Here is a 19,946-nt window from a genome sequence, read left to right as displayed (position 1 = left end):
GCTTCATGAACGTGCCGCTAAGATGAGTCAAAAATCAACCAATACGTAGTTTATACTACACAAAAAAGACCGTATGGAACTAGATGTCCATACGGTCTTTCATTTGCTGTAGGATTTTCTTTTCTAACCGAGAAACTTGTACTTGCGAAATACCGAGTCTTGTTGCAACTTCCGATTGAGTTTGATCTTTGTAGTATCGCAAATAGACGATTAATCTCTCTCGTTCTTCTAATTCTCTAATTGCTTCTTTGAGGGCAATTTTATCAAACCATTTCCCCTCATTCCCATCATCTATTTGATCGAGCAAGGTAATCGGATCTCCATCATTTTCATAGACGGTTTCATGGATAGAGGAAGGTGATCGACTAGCTTCCTGAGCCATAATGACATCTTCTATCGGAATCTCTAAATACTCTGATATCTCATTCACAGTCGGAATGCGTCCCAAGGTCTTGGATAATTCATCCTTTGCTTTACGAATTTTGTTTCCTGTTTCCTTTAATGAACGGCTTACCTTTACTGTACCATCATCACGAATAAATCGCTGTATTTCTCCGATAATCATTGGCACCGCATATGTTGAAAATTTAACATCATATGATAGATCAAACTTATCCACTGATTTCAACAATCCAATACATCCAATCTGAAAGAGATCATCTGGCTCATAGCCTCGATTTAAAAAACGCTGTACGACAGACCAGACAAGACGCATATTTTTTTGCACAATCAGATCTCTCGCACTTTGGTCTCCATCTTGACTTTCTTTAATCAATTTCTTTACTTCATGGTCTTTTAAATAAGGTTGATTTTTTTCTGATTTAACCTCCACATCCATCGGCAAGACTCCTTAATTATATAGCATTTTGCTTGTAGATAAATGCTTCCTTAAACGGATCTCGGTACCTTTACCTGGCTGCGATTGAACTTCGATGCTATCCATAAAATTTTCCATAATTGTAAATCCCATACCAGACCTTTCTAATTCAGGCTTTGTTGTAAAAAGAGGCTGGCGTGCCTCTTCCACATCCGGGATACCTAAACCTTCATCTTTAATAGATAAATCTATAAGCCCATCTTCAATTGATACAGAAATATAGACGATACCGTTAGGATCACTCTCATATCCATGAATGATAGAATTCGTAACAGCTTCAGATACAACCGTTTTAATTTCTGTTAATTCATCCATTGTCGGATCTAATTGAGCAATAAATGCGGCTACCGTCACGCGAGCAAACGACTCGTTTTGACTCAATGCACTAAATTGAAGCTTCATCTCATTTTTCATCTTTAGGCACCCCCCAGTCTTTGCAAAGCATATTCTTCTGTCGGCTCAAGGCGAATGATTTTAAATAAGCCTGACATATCAAATAACCTTTGAATAGGTGGGGAGATTGCACACACGACCATCTCACCATTCAACTGCTTGATTTGTTTGTATCGACCTAGAATGACACCTAGACCAGAACTATCCATAAAAGACAACTGTTCTAAATTCAAAATAATATGACGAATATTATAATTTTCAATCGCATTCACTGTTTGTTTACGAAGTTCATCTGCTAAATGATGATCCAGTTCCCCAGATAAACGAACGCATAAAACATCTTGTTTCACTTCCATCTCAATATTTAGACTCACTACTCGTTAGCCTCCTTATTTCATTTCTCGGATGTTGCCTCTTTATAAGCGGGCAAGGCCGCGCCTATTCTTCTCTTGTCAATTGCGACAAGTTTAGAAAGTGGCTCCTAATAGTGAGTCAATTCGATACATTCTTCTCCATTTCCTTCTTCAAGACAAAACTAGTGGTCATTCGCTAAAAAAAGGCATCCTTCATGCTTTCAACAGCCTTAAATGCTTTTCAATTCTCATCTTCGTTCGATCATTTTTATGAAAAGACAATCATTCTTCCTTTGTGAACATACCAAGTGAACGTTTAAATAAAATCCACCAACTTGCTTTATCAATGTTTTCTTTTGCTAAAAGTGGACTTTCTACTAATGTTTCACCATTTTTCTCAATTGTCAGCGTTCCAATTTGATCTCCCTTTTTAATAGGTGCTTTCAAATCTTTACTCACTTTTACCTTTTGCTTAACATCTTCAATTGTTTCGCCTTTTTTTGTTAATAAAGAAATAGGTTCACTTGTGACTACTTCCACTATTTTCTCTTCCCCTTTGCTAACCTTAGCCGTACCCAAAACATGATTTCGTTCAAATAGTGGGTGCGTTTTATATTGATTAAAAGCATAATCAAGCATTTTTGTTACTTGTGCATTTCTGTCTTTTGGAGTAGGGGCACCAAATACAACAGCAATGACTCGCATTCCATCTTTTTCAGCTGTAGCTGTTAAACAGTAGAGAGCTTCCTTCGTAAATCCTGTTTTTAATCCATCAACACCCGGATAAAAGCGAACAAGCTTATTTGTATTAACGAGCCAAAACTTTTTATCAGTATCTTCTCTTAAATAGGCTTCATACGTACCCGTGAATTTTGTAATATCTTCATATTTCAATAACTCTTTTGCCATGATTGCCATATCATTTGCTGTACTATAATGGTCGGCAACAGGCAAACCGGTTGTATTTTTAAAAACAGTATCCTTTAAGCCTAGTTCTTTTGCTTTGGCATTCATTTTATCAACAAAATCGCCTTCTGATCCGGCAATTCTTTCTGCCATCGCCACAGATGCATCATTACCTGAACCGATCGCTATCCCTTGCAACATTTGTTTCACAGTCATTTCTTCACCTGGTTCCAAAAAGATCTGTGACCCCCCCATGGAAGCAGCATATTCACTTGTGCGAACTTTCTCTTCCATCGATAGTTTACCTTCATCTAATGCTTCCATAATCAAAAGCATCGTCATGATCTTTGTCATACTAGCGGGTGGCAACTGCTCGTTACTATTTTTCTCGTATAGTACTTTACCTGTATCCCGTTCAATCAAAATAGCCGCCTTTACGTTTTCCGCTAATTGAACTCCTGTTTCCTCTGCAGAAGCTAGCGGCGCAGTCAAGGTTATTAACAAAATGCTCGTAAGCAAAATAGAAACAAGTCGTTTCATCACAAAACCCTCCATTCTTCTATAGCCTCCATTTTTTCCATTAAAACCAAATTTATACAAAAGAAGTGAAGAGGAATAAATATTTTGATATAAAAAAAGCACCAGGAAGTTTAATTCCTTGGTGCTTCGCATTTATTTCGTTATTACATCAATGGTAACTTAAATTTCTTTGGTTGATAGTATTCGACCATCACATTTTTTCAATTAAATCAACCATTCTCATTCCATTCATCCTTTACGCTCTAATTTTACATTTTCTAAAAAACTAGTCCCGAAATTCGGCATCGTGACAGCAAAATTTTCTGCAATCGTCGCTCCAATATCTGCAAATGTTTCTCGTACTGGTAACTCACGACCACTTTCCATTCCTTTAGCGTAAACGAGAAGCGGAACGTATTCACGTGTATGATCTGTACCGGAATGAGTGGGGTCATTTCCATGATCTGCTGTAATGATGAGCAAATCGTCCTCACCCATTTTCGTTAATACTTCGTCTAATCGAACATCAAATTCTTCAAGTGCTTTTCCGTACCCAATTGGATCACGTCGATGACCAAATAACGCATCAAAATCGACAAGGTTGACAAAACTCAAACCCGTAAAATCCATCTCAAAAGTTTCCAGTAGCTTATCCATTCCATCCATATTGGAAACCGTTCTTAATGATTGGGTGACACCTTCCCCATCATAAATATCATTTATTTTCCCAATGGCAATAACATCCAAACCTTCATCCTTTAATTCATTCATAACGGTACGGCTAAACGGCTTTAAGGCATAATCATGGCGATTAGGTGTTCGTTTAAAATGACCAGGTTCACCCACAAACGGTCTTGCGATAATTCGCCCTACCATATATTTTTCATCAAGCGTTAATTCGCGGGCAATTTCGCATATTTGGTACAACTCTTTAAGCGGAACCACTCCTTCATGTGCTGCTATTTGTAACACAGAATCAGCCGACGTATAGACAATTAGTGCACCTGACTCTATATGTTCTTCACCAAGTTCAACAAGAATCTCAGTTCCACTTGCCGGTTTGTTGCCAATGATTTTTCGCCCCGTTCTCGCTTCTAATTCATCTAACAATTCAGCAGGGAAACCATCTGGGAATACTCGAAATGGAGTATCAATATACAAACCCATTATTTCCCAATGACCTGTCATCGTATCTTTACCGATTGATGCTTCTTTCATTTTTGTATAATAGGCTAATGGAGCTTCTTCCTTTTCAATTCCCTGTATTTCTTCAATATAGCTGAGACCAAGTTTCCCAATGTTTGGCATCTTCAATCCATTCATCGCTTCTGCGATATGACCAAGTGTATGCGCACCTTTATCACCAAATTCTTCTGCATCAGGTGCTTCACCAATCCCTACTGAATCCATCACAATGAGAAATATTCGTTTATATGGTAATGAAGTCGAAGTCATAACTGTCTCCTCCGTTTATTTTTATTTTTACATGATCTTTTTTAATTCCTTATTTTTAATATCAATCATCATTAACTTTAGGATACCCTTTTTTAGAAACCCTATAGTCGAATTTGCAGTATACGAAAAAAGCCACCATTTTCTTTTGGTAGCCTTTTGAAATACAAAGCAATCTCTCAGTCTATTAAGCACGTGGGTGGAACTGACTGTAAACGTCCTTCAGCCTTGTTTTAGTAACATGTGTATAAATTTGGGTTGTTGATATGTCCGCATGACCAAGCATTTCCTGTACGGCCCTTATATCTGCTCCATTTTCCAATAGATGAGTAGCAAAGGAATGTCTTAACGTGTGCGGTGTCAATTCTTTTTCAATACCTGCTTCACGAGCAAGCTTTTTTAAAATTTTCCAAAATCCTTGTCTTGTTAATTGCTTACCATGATGATTTAAAAACAAGGCATCATCGTGGTTTTTTTTTGAGACAAAAGCAGGTCGACCATTTGCTAAATACTTTTCAAGAGCAACAACTGCTGTTTTCCCAATCGGAATGATTCTTTCCTTATTCCCTTTTCCAATACAACGCACAAAACCCATCGTCACATGTACATCACCGATTTGTAATCCGATTAACTCGCTCACACGGATCCCTGTGGCATACAATAATTCCAACATAGCTTTATCGCGAATACCGTAATGATCGTTTGCATTTGGGGAATCCAATAAAGTCTCCACTTCTTCCAAATTTAAGACTTTCGGAAGTGATCGTTCTAGATGCGGTGTTTCAATATGTACAGAAGGATCATGATCTGTTGCTTTTTCACGAAGCAAAAACTGATGCAATGCCCTAATAGATGCAATATGTCTGGCCAATGTTCGCGAAGATTTCCCTTGTTCCTTCAAATGCCCTAGAAAATGGACAATATGAATACGCTGGATATCATTAAAGCTCTGCAGTTGTTCCACCTTTTGTACATATTTCATGTAACTCTTTAAATCTCTTTCATATGAAACAATCGTATTTTGCGCTAATCCTTTTTCAACAATTAAAAAATGGGTAAAATCTTTCAATTCATCTTCCATTTATTCATTACTCCCCATTTAAATAAAACAATAGTAACCGATCAAACCAGTTCGAATCATAATCATCTTCTACTGTCGTCACTTTTATAGCGGAACCCTGTGGCTCATCATAACGATGAGAGTCTATATATTCCTCATTTAACCACATAATACCATAATAAAATAGAATTGTGCATCCTGTAAACAGGATAAATACTTTCATCGTTTTTATCATCATTTTAAACCATGATCTCATCGTCTTTCCTCCGGCACACATATTTCCTTATTCATACATATGCCAAGTTGGACAGGTTTTATACATATAAAAACAAAAAACCTCCTCTATTATCTTAAAATAGAAAAGGTTTCACCATTATTTATTTTGCTCTTTGTCTTTATCCTGACAACGATAGCAAATCCCATGAAATGTAAGGCGATGATCTTTAATCTTAAATTTCCAATCACGCTCAACTAGTTCTTCCACATCATCCAACAGATCTTGCTGAATTTCATCAACCGCACCGCATTCAATACATACTAGATGATGATGAAAATGTGCTGCTCCCTCTGTTCGAAGATCATAACGAGATACACCATCTCCAAAGTTAATTTTATCTACTATTTTTAATTCTGTTAGTAATTCTAACGTTCGATAAACCGTTGCTAAACCAATCTCAGGCGACTTTTCTTTTACTAGGAGGTAAACATCTTCAGCGCTTAAGTGGTCTTCTTCATGCTCCAATAAAACACAAACGGTTGCTTCGCGTTGTGGTGTTAATTTATAGCTTGATGAATGCAACTGCTTCTTTATTCTTTCTATTCTTGTTTCCATAAAAGTCCCTCCTCGCCGCTTCCATTCTCATTATAGCAGATGAGGATATAGAATCAAACTAAAATTATTACAATCTATAATTGAAATTAATTATTATATTATATTTAATCTAAATATTTTGCTTAATAGACGGAGTTAATGACCACTTTCATTAATGATGGTGATAAATAAGCTTCAATCGCTGCTGCAAAAGCAAGAAATAAACCAGCTATAAGAAATAACACCATATATTTTCCAAGCATCGGCAAGATCGGTTCACTTATTTTTTTCATAAATTGGCGTCGAATCATCTTCAATGAAATACTTACAGCCACTGTTGCTGTTACGATAAATATAGGAATAATAATTAAATTTTGCGGAAGAACCGATACAAAGGAAAGAAGAAAACCATTCCAACCCATTTGATTAACGAGAAAGCCTACCGTAAAACCAACAACCATTCCTTTCATAAATAACAAAATTAAGATCACAGGCAACCCGATAATGGATATCCCTAAAATCCCCATCAAACCAATAAATTTGCTATTATGAAAAAAACTCTGGATCAATAAATCACTTGATGTTGCCACTTTTCCATTAGAAACTTGTCCAAAAAATTGAGATAAATAGTAAAATAAATCTTCCTTTTGGCTAAAGCTTAAACTGTTAACGACCACAGCACCGAAAATAACCCCCATTAAAAATAAGACGATCACGAATAAATAGATTGAGGAATGCTCGCGAAAATGTGTGGCTACAATGTTCTGGTACATTTTTTTCTTCATTGCTTTTCCTCCTGCCAATCAATTACTACATTGTATGAGAGGAGATTCTAATCTATGACCGATATTCTAGTAGAATTTAGTAGATTACATCATTCTTAGCTGTTTGTTCTGCCAATTTCCATAGAAAGGACTGTCCCATAAGATTGTCTGATATTCACAAAACCACCTTCATTTAGAATCATATTCAACGTGACTCAACTAGATAGTGTATTGTGATGTCTAATACCTTTTCTTCTGGACAGAACCTTCTTTCCTGCGTATCTAGATCACTCTTCCATATTTTCCAGCACCACCTGCTGAAAGCTTCAGTTTACCCGTGCGAGCTGCAACGATCCTTTCAGCCATTTTAACGGGAACAACTTCCTTTAGATGATCAAAGGATACTTCGTGTAAGATCGTCATTTCCGTACCAAAATGATCTAATAATTTTCCTCTTAACTTTGGTCCAAGTCCTGGAATGAACTCTAGTGGAATTTGATGAATATAGGGTGGACGATGTGGACTTTTTTCAGAAACCGTTGATAGCTCTGAAATACGATCCGCCACTCCTTTTACATATTTTTGATGTCCACAGCTTTCACACTTTGCTTCTTTTAGGTTGAAGGGATGTTGACATTTTTCACAGGCGGTTTGATGATATTTTCCTAGTAATGGATCTAATCCAAAGTTTGCAATAATTTCTCGACCATGTTCATGAGAAAGTGCTTTTTTCAATTCATTAAAAGTAGGCTCTTTCATCGCAATCGTTTGGTATTCACGGGCAATTTTCCCCAGTGAATGTGCATCTGAATTGGACAAAAAGGTATATGCATGTAACTCTTTAATACCATCAGCCATATATGTATCGGAGCTTAATCCAAGTTCAATTCCATCAATAGATTTAGGATCAAAAACCTCTGCTAACGAAGCTTTTACACCTTTTCCATACAAGCTTTTAAATGGAGTGAATACATGCGCAGGAATAAACAGCCCGTTTAGCTCTTTTACCTTTTGCTGTAGCTCTTTTCCACTTGCATAAATTCGCTGCGAACTAAGATGGATATTTTTTAAATAGCCAGAAAGCCAATTAGAGAAGCTTTTCAACGTATGAACATTCGAGAAGTAACAGAGTACATGAATAGGACCATGACAGCTTTCATCATAAATTTCTAATTCAGACCCTGGAATGATGGTTAATCCTCCATAGCTGAGTCCCCCGTCCTGTAATTCTACTAATTCCCCTCTTTCCATAAGCTCTTCCATTTCAATAATCACTTCTGGTGAATGGCAGTCGATAATCCCGATCATATTCAGCCCCTTTTCATCTCTTGCATGGGCAATGATATTGGAAAACGTTAATGTTTTTGATCCCGTAATTTTAACTGCTCTGCCGCTTTTCGTCCGACCGATATGAATATGAAGATCCGTATAATATTGGTTCATTTATTATTTCAACGCCTCTTGAAGTTGTAAGTACTGAACAGCAAAAACCGTTTTGGCATCACAAATTCGGTTGTCTATTGTAGCTTGGAGAGCCTCATCAAGGGTCAATTCGATGAGATTCACAAATTCATCCTCATCAAGGCCAGCCGCATTTTCCTTTTTCGATAACCCTTTTGCAACATATACATGCACAATTTCATTGGCAAACCCTGGTGAAGTGTAGAAAGAATTTAATAATTTAAGACTTTCACATTCATAACTTGTTTCTTCTTCCAATTCACGTTTAGCACACACAGCGGGATCTTCATCTTTTTCAAGCTTCCCAGCAGGAATTTCAATAATGATTTGTTCAAGCGCCTTTCGATATTGCTCCACCATGATAATTTTATTTTCATCCGTAATGGCAATGATCGCAACTGCCCCAGGATGCTTGATCAGTTCACGCTTGGCTGTTTTCCCATTGGGTAATTCGACTTCATCTACTTGAAGGCTAATGACCCTTCCACTAAAAATTTTTTCTGACGATAACGTTTTTTCTTCAAGGAGACTCATTTTTTTAAAACACTCCTGTTCTAATCCAAATTTATTTGCTTATACATTTTATCATACTCTAATTGGAGGAAAATAAAATGAAAATATATGTACATGATAAAGGGGTTACCTTATCCGGAAAGGCTTGGGAGATTAAGCAAAAGTTAAAGGAATATAGAAAAGACTATCGACTTGTTTCTGACTTGGTTAAAAATAATAAGAAGAACCTTGCTTCTCAACCTCCTAATAGATCCCTATTTATTTTTAATAAAAAGTAATCATTCATGTTTGTCTTTTCAGTGAGGACAGTTTTGGGAGAATGTCTTTTAATGGTGCCTGACACCGGTGGAATGGTATAAATAGAGTTGGAGGTGTTACAATTTGCAGAAAAGGCGATTAGGAAAATCTGATTTATTTGTTTCGGAGCTTGGTTTAGGTTGCATGTCTTTAGGAATGGAGCAAAAAAAAGCAGAAAGCATCCTTAAGTCAGCTTTAGATGAAGGAATTAATTATTTTGATACTGCTGATTTATATAACTATGGTGAAAACGAAAAAATTATCGGTACTACATTCAAACAGAATCGAGACAAGGTGATTATTGCTACAAAGGTTGGTAACCGTTGGAATGAGCAGAAGGATAGTTGGTGTTGGGATCCCTCGAAAGCCTACATAAAAGAAGCTGTCAAAGCAAGTTTAAAAAGATTGAATACAGATTATCTTGATTTGTATCAACTTCACGGTGGCACTCTTGATGATCCAATAGAAGAAACGATTGAAGCATTTGAAGAATTAAAAGAAGAAGGATTAATCCGTTATTATGGAATCTCCTCGATTCGACCAAATGTCATTCGTGAATATACGACGAAAGCTAATATTGTATCTGTTATGATGCAATACAGTATGTTGGACAGAAGGCCAGAGGAAGAAGCACTTCCCTTATTACATGAGCATAACATTAGTGTTGTCACTCGCGGCTCGCTTGCAAAGGGGCTTCTAAGTGATAAAATGCTAGCAAAGGTATCGTCATCCATTCGAGAAAAAGGCTATTTGGACTATTCCTTTTCTGAATTAACGAATGTATTAACAAAATTAAAAGCTAACTTTGACCGTCCAATGGGTGAAGTCGCTCTTCAATATAATCTCACACATCCGGCTGTTGCTTCAGTCATAGTCGGTGCTAGCTCAGTGGAACAGTTGAAAGAAAATTCACGTGCTGCTAACAGCAAAATGCTAACAGACGATGAAGTGAACCTCATCCGTTCTTGTACAAAAGAAAATCGTTTTGCTGAACACCGTTGAAAAGCACGAAGCTAGGTTTTTCTGAAATAGCTCTTTGAGGAAATTTATTTTACAAATAGAAAAGGGCAGACCTCAAGTTTGCCCTTTTTTATTTTTTAATCCCTATTCTATTATTTGAATTCTTTCCAGTTAACATCACTTTCGTTCAGAAGTTCTTCAAACGATTTATTTTTCTCTTTTAATCTACGCTCTTCACGTTTTCTTTCCTCTTCTGCTACCCGTTTTTGTTCATCTTGATTTTGCAACTCTTTTTTCTTTTCTTTTAGCTCATGAACAAGGTCAGCATTCAGAAGATCACCGAGGGTAGCTGGTTTTTCTTGTACCTTTTTGACTTGTTTGTTTTGTCTTTTTTTCATAGTAAAATCCCTCTTTTTTAAGATGATGAATCTATTATATCATTTCTTGATTGAGAAGAAACGACAAAAACTTGAGAAGTTAAAAGGGGGATTTAAAACAACAATGCTAAAAATAATAGCTAGTGGTTCCATTTGATTAAATTCTCTATTTCGTTAATACGCATCTGTTACGACTGAATCATCCACCATTAATTTTGGCTCAGTCGATTGAATAATATCTTGAACCGTAAATCCTTCCGCCACTTCGACTAACTTTAATCCCGAAGACAGAACATCAATAACTGCCCGATCGGTAATAATCCGATTGACCACTTTTTGACCAGTCAAAGGCAGACTGCATTCTTTTAAAATTTTTGCTTCTCCCTTTTTATTTGTATGCTCCATGATCACAATAATTCTTTTCGCACCATGTACAAGATCCATTGCACCACCCATACCTTTAATCATTTTCCCAGGAATCATCCAGTTAGCAAGATCCCCCGTTTCTGATACTTCCATACCGCCAAGTATTGCAAGATCAACATGACCACCCCGAATCATCGCAAAGGATTCGGCACTGTCAAAGTAAACCGCTCCTCGTATTGCTGTTACCGTCTCTTTCCCTGCGTTGATTAAATCTGCATCTACTTCTTTTTCTGTTGGATAGGGGCCAATTCCGAGAAGACCATTTTCTGATTGCAAAACTACTTGTTTATGTTCTGTGATAAAATTTGCCACTAGAGTGGGCATTCCAATCCCTAAATTCACATAGAAACCGCTTTCGATTTCTTTTTCAGCTCGTCTAGCAATTTTTTCACGTACATTGGCTTTGCCATTTGTCATATTTTTCTCCTCTCGCTCTTTCTTAAAGGCTTTGTTAAACAATACCCTTCAACCATTCTCACAAAAAGAAGCACATTATTTTTTCACAGTTAAACGTTCTATCCGTTTTTTTTGCTCACCTAAAACTATGGCCTGTACATAAATACCAGGTGTATGAATCTGATCTGCCTCTAGTTCACCTATTTCAACGATGTGTTCCACTTCAGCAATCGTTACCTTACCGGCTGCTGCCATGATTGGATTGAAATTTCGTGCTGTTTTATGATAGACAAGGTTGCCCATTTTATCTCCTTTCCATGCCCGTACAATACTAAAATCAGCTGTTAACGCTTCTTCAAGTAAATATTCTTTTCCATTAAAAGAACGAACTTCTTTCCCGTTTGAAATTTGTGTTCCAACACCCGCTGGCGTATAAAAAGCAGGAATCCCTGCTCCACCCACTCTAATTTTTTCCGCCAGTGTTCCTTGCGGTAGTAGTTCCACTTCAAGCTCACCAGCAAGCACTTGCCTTTCAAACTCTTTATTTTCTCCCACATACGAACCAATCATTTTTTTGATTTGACGATTTTTCAAAAGAAGTCCTAAACCCCAATCATCCACCCCGCAATTATTAGAGATGACCGTTAAATTTTTTGCCCCTTTTTCAACTAACGCCAAAATAAGATTTTCGGGAATCCCACATAGTCCAAACCCACCGACCATTAATGTAGAGCCGTTGTTAATATTTGAAACCGCTTCCTTAAATGACTTGCTGATTCGCTTCATTTCCTTCACCTCCGCAAAGCTTCGTCTCACAAATGCTCTTTCTCATGCATTCTATTCTTTTTTATTCATAGTAATGAAAGTAACGATCATGTTCAGTTTCTCCGTATTTATTGATGCAAAATAATGCCTTCTAAAATGAGAGTATGATGAGGAGAGAAAAAAATGACACTTCATTTACCAAAAGAAGTAACAATTATTGAAGTTGGTCCTCGCGATGGTCTGCAAAATGAAAATAACTTTATTCCTACAACAGTTAAAATAGATTTTATTAAAAAGTTAAAAAATGCAGGGATCCGTGAAATAGAGCTAACCTCCTTTGTTTCTCCAAAATGGATTCCACAAATGCGTGATGCAGTCGACATTGTTTCCTCCTGTCTCGATGCGAAAACACGAAATATCGTCCTCATTCCTAATCGAAAGGGCATGGAGCGAATGAGGAAGACTCATGCCTGTGCTATTGCAGTTTTTATCGGTGTGAGCAACACATTTAACGTGAAAAACATTAACAAAACAACAACAGATAGTATGTTAGAACTAATCCCTATCATCAAAGAGCTTAAAGAAAAAGACTATTTTGTCCGTGCCTGTATTTCAACCGCTTTTTACTGTCCGTATGAAGGGAAAATAGAGAAAGAGGATACGCTCAAGCTCTGCAAACAATTTGCCGATGCTGGTGTAGATGAATTTAGTGTAGCCGATACGATCGGAATGGCTGCCCCACATGAAAGCTATTCTTTATTCTCTAAATTAATCAAAACCTTCCCTGAAATTCTTCTCACAGCCCATTTTCATGATACACGCAAAATGGCATTAGCCAATATACTTGCAGCACTACAAGCAGGGGTTCACCGTTTTGATACGTCATCTGGCGGTCTTGGCGGATGTCCCTTCGCAAAAGGAGCAACAGGAAATGTAGCAACGGAGGATGTCGTATTCATGCTTCACCAAATGGGAATCAGTACGGGAATCAATTTAGAAAAATTAGTTCAGGCAATTGACACCGTCCAACAACACCTTTCACGCCCGACTGATACCGCCTTTTATCGTCTTCGTTCCTTCACTGTATAATTTCGAACAATCTAATCCATCTTAATAGATGTAATCAATCAGACAGGAGATGAACGTATGAGTCAGAATCGTGAAAAAGGGTATAGTCAAAAAGGAAAGCCAACAGCAGATACAGTGAAGCAAACCATTGCTGCTGAAGACCTTGAAAAAGCCATTCATCCAACAAAAAGACAAAACTCACCGCAGTAAACCGCTTTTCATAAGCGGTTTTTTTGTTTTATTACCTAGTCAATGTTAAAATATAAAAGTATGGTATCTCCAAAGCAGCTTTCAAAAAATCTGGAGGAGTGAGATGAAAAAGATAAGAAAGGTATTTCGATTTCTCTTATCGTTCCTGTTTTTTCTATCATCATTTGGCCTCTACTTTACAAACCGGATTATGTATATAAAGAAAAAAGACGATCAATCTATTCTTACTCGTGAAAAAGAAGCAGGACACTTTAATCCAAATGATTTTGATCATTTGACTAAGAGAGAAATAACGATTCCTTCCCCATTCGGATACGAATTAAAAATGATTCTTGTCGAACCTCATCAAGCTGACCACTATATTATCATTTCCCACGGCGTAACAGAAAATAAAATCAATTCCGTTAAGTACATGAACCTTTTTCTCGAAAGGGGTTTTAATGCGATTATTTACGATCATCGTCGTCACGGAGAATCGGGTGGGAAGACAACAAGCTATGGCTATTATGAAAAATTCGACTTAAAGGCAGTTGTGAACTGGTTAAAAGCAGAGAAAGGTCCCGATTTGTTGTTAGGCATTCATGGTGAGTCAATGGGGGCCGCAACGATGCTCTTATATGCAGGCATGGTGGAAGATGGTGCTGATTTCTATATTTCTGATAGTCCGTTTTCTGATTTTAAAGAGCAGCTTACTTATTTACTTCAAACGAATATGAAACTGTCACCAAGGCCTTTGCTACCTGTTGCCGACTTATTCTTACGTATGCGAGAAAAATATTCGCTTCGTGATATCTCCCCTATTTCTGTCATCCAACAGATTAAAAAGCCTATTCTATTTATTCATAGCAAGAAGGACATTTATATTTTACCCTCTATGACAGAAGCTCTATATAAAAGAAAAAGAGGGCCTAAAAAGTTATTTCTTGCTGAAAACGGGGCACATGCCCAATCATTAAACGAAAATAAAGAATCGTATGAAGCCGCTGTTGATGAATTTTTGTGGGAATTTGTTTTTAAAGAACAGAAGAGTGAATCCGATGCTTATTAGCGGAATAAATAAAAGAATGATTTTTACGTTTAACCATAGGATTGTTGGATAAAAAGAAAAGTTTCGGTCAAACTTACATTATAAAGTGTGCCTAAAAACAGAACGGTAAATTTAAACGTATCATTAGAGAGGGTGAGAAAATGAAAAAGAGCCTATTTGCCGATGGAGAAAAGGTGAAAATCAAAGAATCCGGTGAGTCTGTTACAATCTTTAAAAGTCAGTATGTAAAAAACATGAAAAGATACTCATACATTGTCAATGAACATCCAAGCACTTTTTTCTTTGAAGAGGAATTGACAAAAGAATAACCATAATTCAATATATTCCTTATTATATAGAGAATATATTGATACCATAAAGAACACATAGCTCTTAATCGCCATGTGTTCTTTACTACATTTTTGATTACTTTCGTCCTTGAAAAGAACCCATTAATCAACTTCGAGCATTTCTATTTGTGCTACATATGACTATTTTGACTGCACTTGTTTCGTTTTATCAAAGAAATTCATTCTTGGATTAAGATACTGATTCGGACTTTTTAGTTGAAAGCAATATGTAGCATCATTAAAGTCTATCGTCAGCACTTCATCAAGAAAAACTTCTTTTGATTTTTCAATGTAAATGTCCCCGTTATTTGTTTCAACTTTATAGTCATCATCTTCTAAGTCGCTTACAAGCCATAAATTCGTCACGCCACACATGATACAACCACATTCTTCTGCATCATATTTAAGCTTTAACCATCCTTCTTTTCCTCTTCTATACTGGTTTATTTTCTCCGATGCCTGGTCTGTTATTGTAATTTTCATTTATATAATAACTCCCTTTCTAGAAGTAGCATATGATGATTGTAGCATGTTCTTCAGAAACTCCCCTTTGATTGATATGCCCACAGTACAGGAGAAATCCGAGCAGAAAGATTCTACCCATTTGAATAGCCTTTTTCACTTTATTCATTTGTGGTTCTTTTAAAAGGCCACCAATTTGCTTCACCACAGTTTTTTACCATAACAGGAATAAATCCATATCATAATAACCCTTTCATAACATACCTATGATAAACATTTCAAAAGATCACTATTCACAAAAAACTAGAATCTATGCTGTTTTTGCCGAGAACTGGCTATTGTATAGATCAGCATAGAAACCATTTACCTCTAAAAGTTCTGAATGCGTTCCTTGCTCAATTACTTTTCCTTGGTCCATCACAAGAATCAAATCTGCATACTTGATCGTTGAAGGGCACGGACTCCCATAAGAAGAGTCCGTTTTATAATCTATTAAATGGAGGGATTCCTAATCAAAACTTAACTTATCTCTTTATTTCCTTTTAATTGAGCATAAATCTGTCGATAAGCAACTGCCTCTTCTACCATTCCCTTATTTTGATACATTTTACTTAGCTGCCACACAGGAGAATAATCATCCGGGTGGAGTTCCATTTCCCAGGAGAAGCATTCAATGGCTTCATCATATTGTTTAAACTCTGCATAATATTGACCTAATTCCATCATGTGGTCGGGGTCTTCTAATAAGGTTGTCATTCGATTCATTTTCCGAAAAACTTTGGAATCTGGGACAGACTTTTGAATAGGTTGAAGTTTTTCATGAACTGTTTTAAGATCATAGTTTTCAAGTAATTTACCTACAAGATGTGATAACTTTTGTTCACATTGTTGATTCTCATTTTCTTGGACTAGTTGTTGAATCAGCATACTAAAACCATCTAAATGAGATACGATAAACTCGGTATCCAAATGTTCCCACAATATATTTAGAGTGTCGTTATAAGTATTTGGAAGATCCTCAATAAAATCTAATAAATATAGTGCTGCCGTTTCATAATGCTCCTCATGAAGCATCTTATCAATCACTGTTTTTGTTTGAGATAACTCTTGAAATGGATTAATTTTTAAATAACCTAAAATTAGGATCCATTGTTCCATCGTTATAAACTGTAAGGCTATATTTGTATATTTTTCAATGGAATCAGCTTTAGAGTACTTGTCGACCTTTTCCATCCAAAGCAATAGTAACTCCAAGAAACAATCTTGCTTTTTTAATATATCTTCTAGAATTTTATGTTCATCTGGGCTCATTCGGTTTTTGAAGCAGTATAATTCAACAAAAAGAGGGTCTTTACTATACACAATAGGAAGAGGAGAGGAGTTGTAAAAGTTATCATAGGAACGAAAATCTTGTGAGTTCAAATTATCTCCTGCTAAACTTAACTCAGGAGAAAAGCCTTTTAAAATATGAGTAATTTGAAATGCCTTAAAAAATTTGCCATTTCTTCGATAGTGGAAAAAGATTTTATCTATAATCTTTATTAGCTGATCTTTTGTAAAAAATGAATCAAGAGTTGTTGCTATGTAGGCAACTTCCTGAAGAGAGTATTGATTTTGAAGCTCAGAGAAAAGCTTGTTTTTATTTGGAATAAACACATTTTCATTGGGGATGATGACCGGAAGAAATGGATGATGTGATTCTAAAACAATACCTTTGGAATATGCCTTATCAATAAACGACCCCTTTTCAACGATTTCCAACTTTTCTCCATACACAAGAGAATTTTTATAGTAAACGAGATAGTAACTTTTGTTATCAGATGTTTTTATTTCTATTATTTTAGATCGTGAGGATATAACGGCTCGTATTACCTGCCCTTTTATTATTTTCTTTTTTTCTTTGATTGATATTTCAACTGATTGTACAAGTTCTTTATTCATCACTATCTCAACCCCTTATATTAAGTATACAGTACAAAAATCATTGAAAAAAACTACTGTAACATCATTATAACATAGCTCTAAACCAGAAAGGATGTTACCTAAGAACACACTGTACTCTTCTTACGTATTTCATCATCATACACTTTTAACGTTGAAGAGACTAATGAGAAGAAATCAACTTTCTTCTCATTTAGTGTGATGACCTTTTCTTAAAGTTACTACCTGAAATATCGGAAACATTCTCTATTGCTATCAAGGCTTTTGGGTCTATTTCTTGGGCAATAGTTCGTACACCGGATAACTCTATACGACTTACAATTGTATAGATGATCTTTTTTGGCTCACCTGTATAAACACCTTCACCATGAATATAAGTGATCCCACGCCCCAAATTCTTAATTAAGGCGTCCGCAATTACTTCTGGCATATCGGAAATGATCGTCACTGATTTTAACTCTTCCAAACCTTCGACCACAATATCGATCATTTTATAAGCAATAAAATAAGTGATAACCGAGTACATGGCAGTTTCCCAACTAAAAACTAAAAGTGCTGCAAGGGTAAAAATGAATAAATTGATAATCATAACCGTTTGTCCTACTGAAACAGGACGCTTCTTACTAATAAGAAGCGCAAGAACTTCTGTACCATCTAAAGCACCACCCGTTCGAAGCACTAGACCAACACCTGTTCCTAATATGACTGCACCAATAATCGTTGCTAGAAATAAATCATCTGTAAATGGCTCGAAATGATGCAAATAAGATGTAAAGATCGATAAAACAATAACTCCATATAAAGTATGTAGTGTGAATTTCTTCCCCATTTTTCGATAACCGATGAGAAGAAAAGGTAAATTTAAAAGGACAATGAATAAACTCATTTTAAAACCAGTTAATTTCGCCCCAATTATAGAAAGTCCTATTACTCCACCATCTAAAATATCATTAGGAACTAAAAATTGTTCCAATCCAATAGCAGCAATAATAGCACCTACAGTAATCATAAGGATTTGTTTCACTTCAATTAATATACGTTTTTTCTTTGACATGACGATAAAAATCAAACCTTTCTCTATATGAACTATATTTTTTTATCATACCACTATTCCCCGAAAACTTAAGAAGAATTATCATAAAAAAGTCATTATTCTTAATAAACAAAAGAACCACCAAGCCACCGCTCAATGTTTCTTTTGTTTATTTATCCGAATGCTTTCAACTCTATACTTTCTTCAGCTTTACTCCCCTACTTTGCTCTAAGCCCACTGTTGGCGGCCCTGTTTGACTTTCTTCAAGAACAATCACTGAAAATATGACCGCTACAAGTGATACAACAGCTGATTTTGGATTAAAAAGGGCATTTTTAATCCAAAATCAGCTGTGCTCCTGCAAAGGTGGCAATCATTAAACCTGCAGCTGTTCCGCCTTGGTTAATCGATTCTAAATAAGCAGGTAATATGGGAATGATAATACCAAAGCTTCCAATAGCAATAAACATATTAACCATCAAAATAATTAACTTTTTTCGTTGTTCTGCTGACATCTAAGGTGTACCTCTTTCTTCATTGAGTTTATATATGACCGTTCCAACGACCATCTTATATACTTCTAGATTCATTACTCAATATAAAATAATTTAAAAGAAAAATATAATACCATGGTAAAAAATGACGTCAATCAGAAATATCGTTTCAACATAAAGTGTTATTGTTTAAGCACCTAAAAAGGATGAGTAAGCATTGCATAACTTTTTCCTTAATAACCGGATTCGATCAGTTCGACTGGCTGCCCTATCTACATTTCTACGTATATCTAAACCATTTTTATAATCTTCGAAATCACCTTGATAAACTAACTGAAAAAGAGGTACTTGTTGAAGGTCATGTGGTGTCACATGTGAAGGGTGCTTTGAAAGTTCAATGACATGCCCCTCCTTTAATACCGTGGATACAAACTGCGAGCAAAAAAAGGCATTCTCTCTTTTTATTTCTTTATTTAAAGCAATGGCAAATAAACCAATAAAATTGTAGCGGTAAAGGTCTTTTTTCCCTTCTATTTGTTGTATAAAATGATTCATTTTCTGAAACTGACTCTCAGAAATAGTACAGCAATAGATGGCACATTTCGCCTCTTCTAATAATCCTGTGTGAATACTTTCTTTCACAAATCCTCCTACGAACGGATTTCTTGGTCTCTTTCTTCCAAAACTGTATAGTTCTGAAAAATGGGGATCAAAAGAAAGTGATACATGATTGTAAGGTTTTTTTGTATATAATTTTATCACTCTAGTAAGGAGAGACCTTGTATCAGTAAGAATTAAATAGACTTTTCTTTCCATTGTTCATAATCACCTCAATCCATAAATATCGAGTAGAATTGAATGACTTGTCCTTGGAGCAATTAGAAAAATCATTCAATAAATAGTACTGCTTTCACTTTTAATATTAACAGTTATTTCCTAACTTTATAAGAAGCCCAAGCTTTAATTTAATATCAGACTTAAGACGTAGTCAACATCGTTTTATTACCAATTTGATTTGTATTTGTTCACAA

At 36.0% G+C, this 19,946-nt stretch carries 24 protein-coding genes and 1 pseudogene; 6 read left to right on the top strand and 19 right to left on the bottom strand.

Features of this window, described 5'->3' with window-relative positions; translation table 11 throughout:
• Nucleotides 1–79 precede the first annotated feature (79 nt).
• The 11 genes from sigF to JMM81_RS02295 form a co-directional block, all read right to left on the bottom strand.
• Nucleotides 80–838, bottom strand: coding sequence for an RNA polymerase sporulation sigma factor SigF (sigF, locus tag JMM81_RS02345; RefSeq protein ID WP_256239888.1), 759 nt, complete (start codon nucleotides 836–838; stop codon nucleotides 80–82).
• Between the two features lie 12 nt (nucleotides 839–850).
• Nucleotides 851–1,291 (bottom strand): anti-sigma F factor, encoded by a 441-nt coding sequence (spoIIAB, locus tag JMM81_RS02340; RefSeq protein WP_256239887.1) that lies wholly within the window; start codon nucleotides 1,289–1,291, stop codon nucleotides 851–853.
• A gap of 2 nt (nucleotides 1,292–1,293) precedes the next feature.
• On the bottom strand, nucleotides 1,294–1,644 hold the full coding sequence (gene spoIIAA, locus JMM81_RS02335) for an anti-sigma F factor antagonist (protein WP_256239886.1): 351 nt from the start codon (nucleotides 1,642–1,644) through the stop codon (nucleotides 1,294–1,296).
• 261 nt (nucleotides 1,645–1,905) lie between these two features.
• Nucleotides 1,906–3,069 (bottom strand): D-alanyl-D-alanine carboxypeptidase family protein, encoded by a 1,164-nt coding sequence (locus JMM81_RS02330; RefSeq protein ID WP_256240297.1) that lies wholly within the window; start codon nucleotides 3,067–3,069, stop codon nucleotides 1,906–1,908.
• A gap of 228 nt (nucleotides 3,070–3,297) precedes the next feature.
• A complete protein-coding gene (gene deoB / locus JMM81_RS02325) occupies nucleotides 3,298–4,503 on the bottom strand; it encodes a phosphopentomutase (protein ID WP_256239885.1) in 1,206 nt (401 codons plus the stop codon).
• A gap of 184 nt (nucleotides 4,504–4,687) precedes the next feature.
• Complete coding sequence (gene xerD, locus JMM81_RS02320) at nucleotides 4,688–5,581, bottom strand: site-specific tyrosine recombinase XerD (RefSeq protein ID WP_256239884.1); 894 nt, start codon at nucleotides 5,579–5,581, stop codon at nucleotides 4,688–4,690.
• A 7-nt stretch (nucleotides 5,582–5,588) separates the two neighbouring features.
• Nucleotides 5,589–5,816 carry a YqzK family protein gene (locus JMM81_RS02315; protein ID WP_256239883.1) on the bottom strand — a complete coding sequence of 76 codons (228 nt, stop codon included), beginning with the start codon at nucleotides 5,814–5,816 and terminating at the stop codon, nucleotides 5,589–5,591.
• Between the two features lie 117 nt (nucleotides 5,817–5,933).
• Nucleotides 5,934–6,392, bottom strand: a complete 459-nt coding sequence (fur, locus tag JMM81_RS02310; RefSeq protein ID WP_256239882.1) for a ferric iron uptake transcriptional regulator — start codon at nucleotides 6,390–6,392, stop codon at nucleotides 5,934–5,936.
• A 122-nt stretch (nucleotides 6,393–6,514) separates the two neighbouring features.
• A complete protein-coding gene (spoIIM, locus tag JMM81_RS02305; RefSeq protein WP_256239881.1) occupies nucleotides 6,515–7,156 on the bottom strand; it encodes a stage II sporulation protein M in 642 nt (213 codons plus the stop codon).
• Between the two features lie 261 nt (nucleotides 7,157–7,417).
• Nucleotides 7,418–8,578, bottom strand: a complete 1,161-nt coding sequence (locus JMM81_RS02300) for an endonuclease Q family protein (RefSeq protein ID WP_256239880.1) — start codon at nucleotides 8,576–8,578, stop codon at nucleotides 7,418–7,420.
• Between the two features lie 3 nt (nucleotides 8,579–8,581).
• Entirely contained in the window at nucleotides 8,582–9,130 is a 549-nt protein-coding gene (locus JMM81_RS02295; RefSeq protein WP_256239879.1) for an NUDIX hydrolase, read from the bottom strand.
• Between the two features lie 77 nt (nucleotides 9,131–9,207).
• On the opposite strand from JMM81_RS02295, the gene mciZ reads away from it, so the two are divergent.
• Both mciZ and JMM81_RS02285 read left to right on the top strand, forming a co-directional pair.
• Nucleotides 9,208–9,387 (top strand): Z-ring formation inhibitor MciZ, encoded by a 180-nt coding sequence (gene mciZ, locus JMM81_RS02290; RefSeq protein ID WP_256239878.1) that lies wholly within the window; start codon nucleotides 9,208–9,210, stop codon nucleotides 9,385–9,387.
• A gap of 103 nt (nucleotides 9,388–9,490) precedes the next feature.
• On the top strand, nucleotides 9,491–10,408 hold the full coding sequence (locus JMM81_RS02285; protein WP_256239877.1) for an aldo/keto reductase: 918 nt from the start codon (nucleotides 9,491–9,493) through the stop codon (nucleotides 10,406–10,408).
• A 110-nt stretch (nucleotides 10,409–10,518) separates the two neighbouring features.
• Here the strand turns inward: JMM81_RS02285 and JMM81_RS02280 are convergent, their stop codons facing one another.
• The 3 genes from JMM81_RS02280 to JMM81_RS02270 all read right to left on the bottom strand — a co-directional run bounded on the left by JMM81_RS02280 (nucleotide 10,519) and on the right by JMM81_RS02270 (nucleotide 12,351).
• Nucleotides 10,519–10,764, bottom strand: a complete 246-nt coding sequence (locus JMM81_RS02280) for a YqkE family protein (RefSeq protein ID WP_256239876.1) — start codon at nucleotides 10,762–10,764, stop codon at nucleotides 10,519–10,521.
• A gap of 153 nt (nucleotides 10,765–10,917) precedes the next feature.
• Nucleotides 10,918–11,586 (bottom strand): 3-oxoacid CoA-transferase subunit B, encoded by a 669-nt coding sequence (locus JMM81_RS02275; protein WP_256239875.1) that lies wholly within the window; start codon nucleotides 11,584–11,586, stop codon nucleotides 10,918–10,920.
• Between the two features lie 75 nt (nucleotides 11,587–11,661).
• Entirely contained in the window at nucleotides 11,662–12,351 is a 690-nt protein-coding gene (locus JMM81_RS02270; RefSeq protein ID WP_256239874.1) for a CoA transferase subunit A, read from the bottom strand.
• Nucleotides 12,352–12,513: 162 nt separating this feature from the next.
• On the opposite strand from JMM81_RS02270, the gene JMM81_RS02265 reads away from it, so the two are divergent.
• From JMM81_RS02265 to JMM81_RS02250, 4 genes are all read left to right on the top strand, one after another.
• Complete coding sequence (locus JMM81_RS02265; RefSeq protein WP_256239873.1) at nucleotides 12,514–13,419, top strand: hydroxymethylglutaryl-CoA lyase; 906 nt, start codon at nucleotides 12,514–12,516, stop codon at nucleotides 13,417–13,419.
• Nucleotides 13,420–13,476: 57 nt separating this feature from the next.
• Entirely contained in the window at nucleotides 13,477–13,608 is a 132-nt protein-coding gene (locus JMM81_RS02260; protein WP_256239872.1) for a hypothetical protein, read from the top strand.
• A 112-nt stretch (nucleotides 13,609–13,720) separates the two neighbouring features.
• Complete coding sequence (locus JMM81_RS02255) at nucleotides 13,721–14,656, top strand: alpha/beta hydrolase (protein ID WP_256240296.1); 936 nt, start codon at nucleotides 13,721–13,723, stop codon at nucleotides 14,654–14,656.
• A gap of 140 nt (nucleotides 14,657–14,796) precedes the next feature.
• Complete coding sequence (locus JMM81_RS02250; protein ID WP_256239871.1) at nucleotides 14,797–14,964, top strand: hypothetical protein; 168 nt, start codon at nucleotides 14,797–14,799, stop codon at nucleotides 14,962–14,964.
• 162 nt (nucleotides 14,965–15,126) lie between these two features.
• On the opposite strand, the gene JMM81_RS02245 is transcribed toward JMM81_RS02250, so the two are convergent.
• From JMM81_RS02245 to JMM81_RS02225, 5 genes and pseudogenes are all read right to left on the bottom strand, one after another.
• Nucleotides 15,127–15,468, bottom strand: a complete 342-nt coding sequence (locus tag JMM81_RS02245) for an iron-sulfur cluster biosynthesis family protein (RefSeq protein ID WP_256239870.1) — start codon at nucleotides 15,466–15,468, stop codon at nucleotides 15,127–15,129.
• A 498-nt stretch (nucleotides 15,469–15,966) separates the two neighbouring features.
• Nucleotides 15,967–17,391, bottom strand: a complete 1,425-nt coding sequence (locus JMM81_RS02240; RefSeq protein ID WP_256239869.1) for a tetratricopeptide repeat protein — start codon at nucleotides 17,389–17,391, stop codon at nucleotides 15,967–15,969.
• 190 nt (nucleotides 17,392–17,581) lie between these two features.
• Nucleotides 17,582–18,442, bottom strand: a complete 861-nt coding sequence (locus JMM81_RS02235; protein WP_256239868.1) for a YitT family protein — start codon at nucleotides 18,440–18,442, stop codon at nucleotides 17,582–17,584.
• A 323-nt stretch (nucleotides 18,443–18,765) separates the two neighbouring features.
• Nucleotides 18,766–18,936: pseudogene (locus JMM81_RS02230) on the bottom strand (MFS transporter); the annotation flags it as partial.
• A 168-nt stretch (nucleotides 18,937–19,104) separates the two neighbouring features.
• Complete coding sequence (locus tag JMM81_RS02225) at nucleotides 19,105–19,557, bottom strand: hypothetical protein (protein ID WP_256239867.1); 453 nt, start codon at nucleotides 19,555–19,557, stop codon at nucleotides 19,105–19,107.
• Nucleotides 19,558–19,946 lie beyond the last annotated feature (389 nt).

It is taken from the genome of Bacillus sp. V3B (assembly GCF_024494465.1).
GTDB lineage: Bacteria > Bacillota > Bacilli > Bacillales > Cytobacillaceae > Bacillus_BD.
This window is presented reverse-complemented; position numbering and strand designations above follow the sequence as displayed.

Coding starts and splice junctions, on each gene's coding strand:
- JMM81_RS02295 (WP_256239879.1), bottom strand. CDS start 9,130: ATGAGTCTCCTTGAAGAAAAAACGTTATCGTCAGAAAAAATTTTTAGT.
- JMM81_RS02315 (WP_256239883.1), bottom strand. CDS start 5,816: ATGAGATCATGGTTTAAAATGATGATAAAAACGATGAAAGTATTTATC.
- JMM81_RS02275 (WP_256239875.1), bottom strand. CDS start 11,586: ATGACAAATGGCAAAGCCAATGTACGTGAAAAAATTGCTAGACGAGCT.
- mciZ (WP_256239878.1), top strand. CDS start 9,208: ATGAAAATATATGTACATGATAAAGGGGTTACCTTATCCGGAAAGGCT.
- JMM81_RS02270 (WP_256239874.1), bottom strand. CDS start 12,351: ATGAAGCGAATCAGCAAGTCATTTAAGGAAGCGGTTTCAAATATTAAC.
- spoIIAB (WP_256239887.1), bottom strand. CDS start 1,291: ATGAAAAATGAGATGAAGCTTCAATTTAGTGCATTGAGTCAAAACGAG.
- fur (WP_256239882.1), bottom strand. CDS start 6,392: ATGGAAACAAGAATAGAAAGAATAAAGAAGCAGTTGCATTCATCAAGC.
- JMM81_RS02235 (WP_256239868.1), bottom strand. CDS start 18,442: ATGTCAAAGAAAAAACGTATATTAATTGAAGTGAAACAAATCCTTATG.
- JMM81_RS02265 (WP_256239873.1), top strand. CDS start 12,514: ATGACACTTCATTTACCAAAAGAAGTAACAATTATTGAAGTTGGTCCT.
- JMM81_RS02250 (WP_256239871.1), top strand. CDS start 14,797: ATGAAAAAGAGCCTATTTGCCGATGGAGAAAAGGTGAAAATCAAAGAA.
- xerD (WP_256239884.1), bottom strand. CDS start 5,581: ATGGAAGATGAATTGAAAGATTTTACCCATTTTTTAATTGTTGAAAAA.
- JMM81_RS02260 (WP_256239872.1), top strand. CDS start 13,477: ATGAGTCAGAATCGTGAAAAAGGGTATAGTCAAAAAGGAAAGCCAACA.
- JMM81_RS02300 (WP_256239880.1), bottom strand. CDS start 8,578: ATGAACCAATATTATACGGATCTTCATATTCATATCGGTCGGACGAAA.
- JMM81_RS02245 (WP_256239870.1), bottom strand. CDS start 15,468: ATGAAAATTACAATAACAGACCAGGCATCGGAGAAAATAAACCAGTAT.
- deoB (WP_256239885.1), bottom strand. CDS start 4,503: ATGACTTCGACTTCATTACCATATAAACGAATATTTCTCATTGTGATG.
- sigF (WP_256239888.1), bottom strand. CDS start 838: ATGGATGTGGAGGTTAAATCAGAAAAAAATCAACCTTATTTAAAAGAC.
- JMM81_RS02280 (WP_256239876.1), bottom strand. CDS start 10,764: ATGAAAAAAAGACAAAACAAACAAGTCAAAAAGGTACAAGAAAAACCA.
- JMM81_RS02330 (WP_256240297.1), bottom strand. CDS start 3,069: ATGAAACGACTTGTTTCTATTTTGCTTACGAGCATTTTGTTAATAACC.
- spoIIM (WP_256239881.1), bottom strand. CDS start 7,156: ATGAAGAAAAAAATGTACCAGAACATTGTAGCCACACATTTTCGCGAG.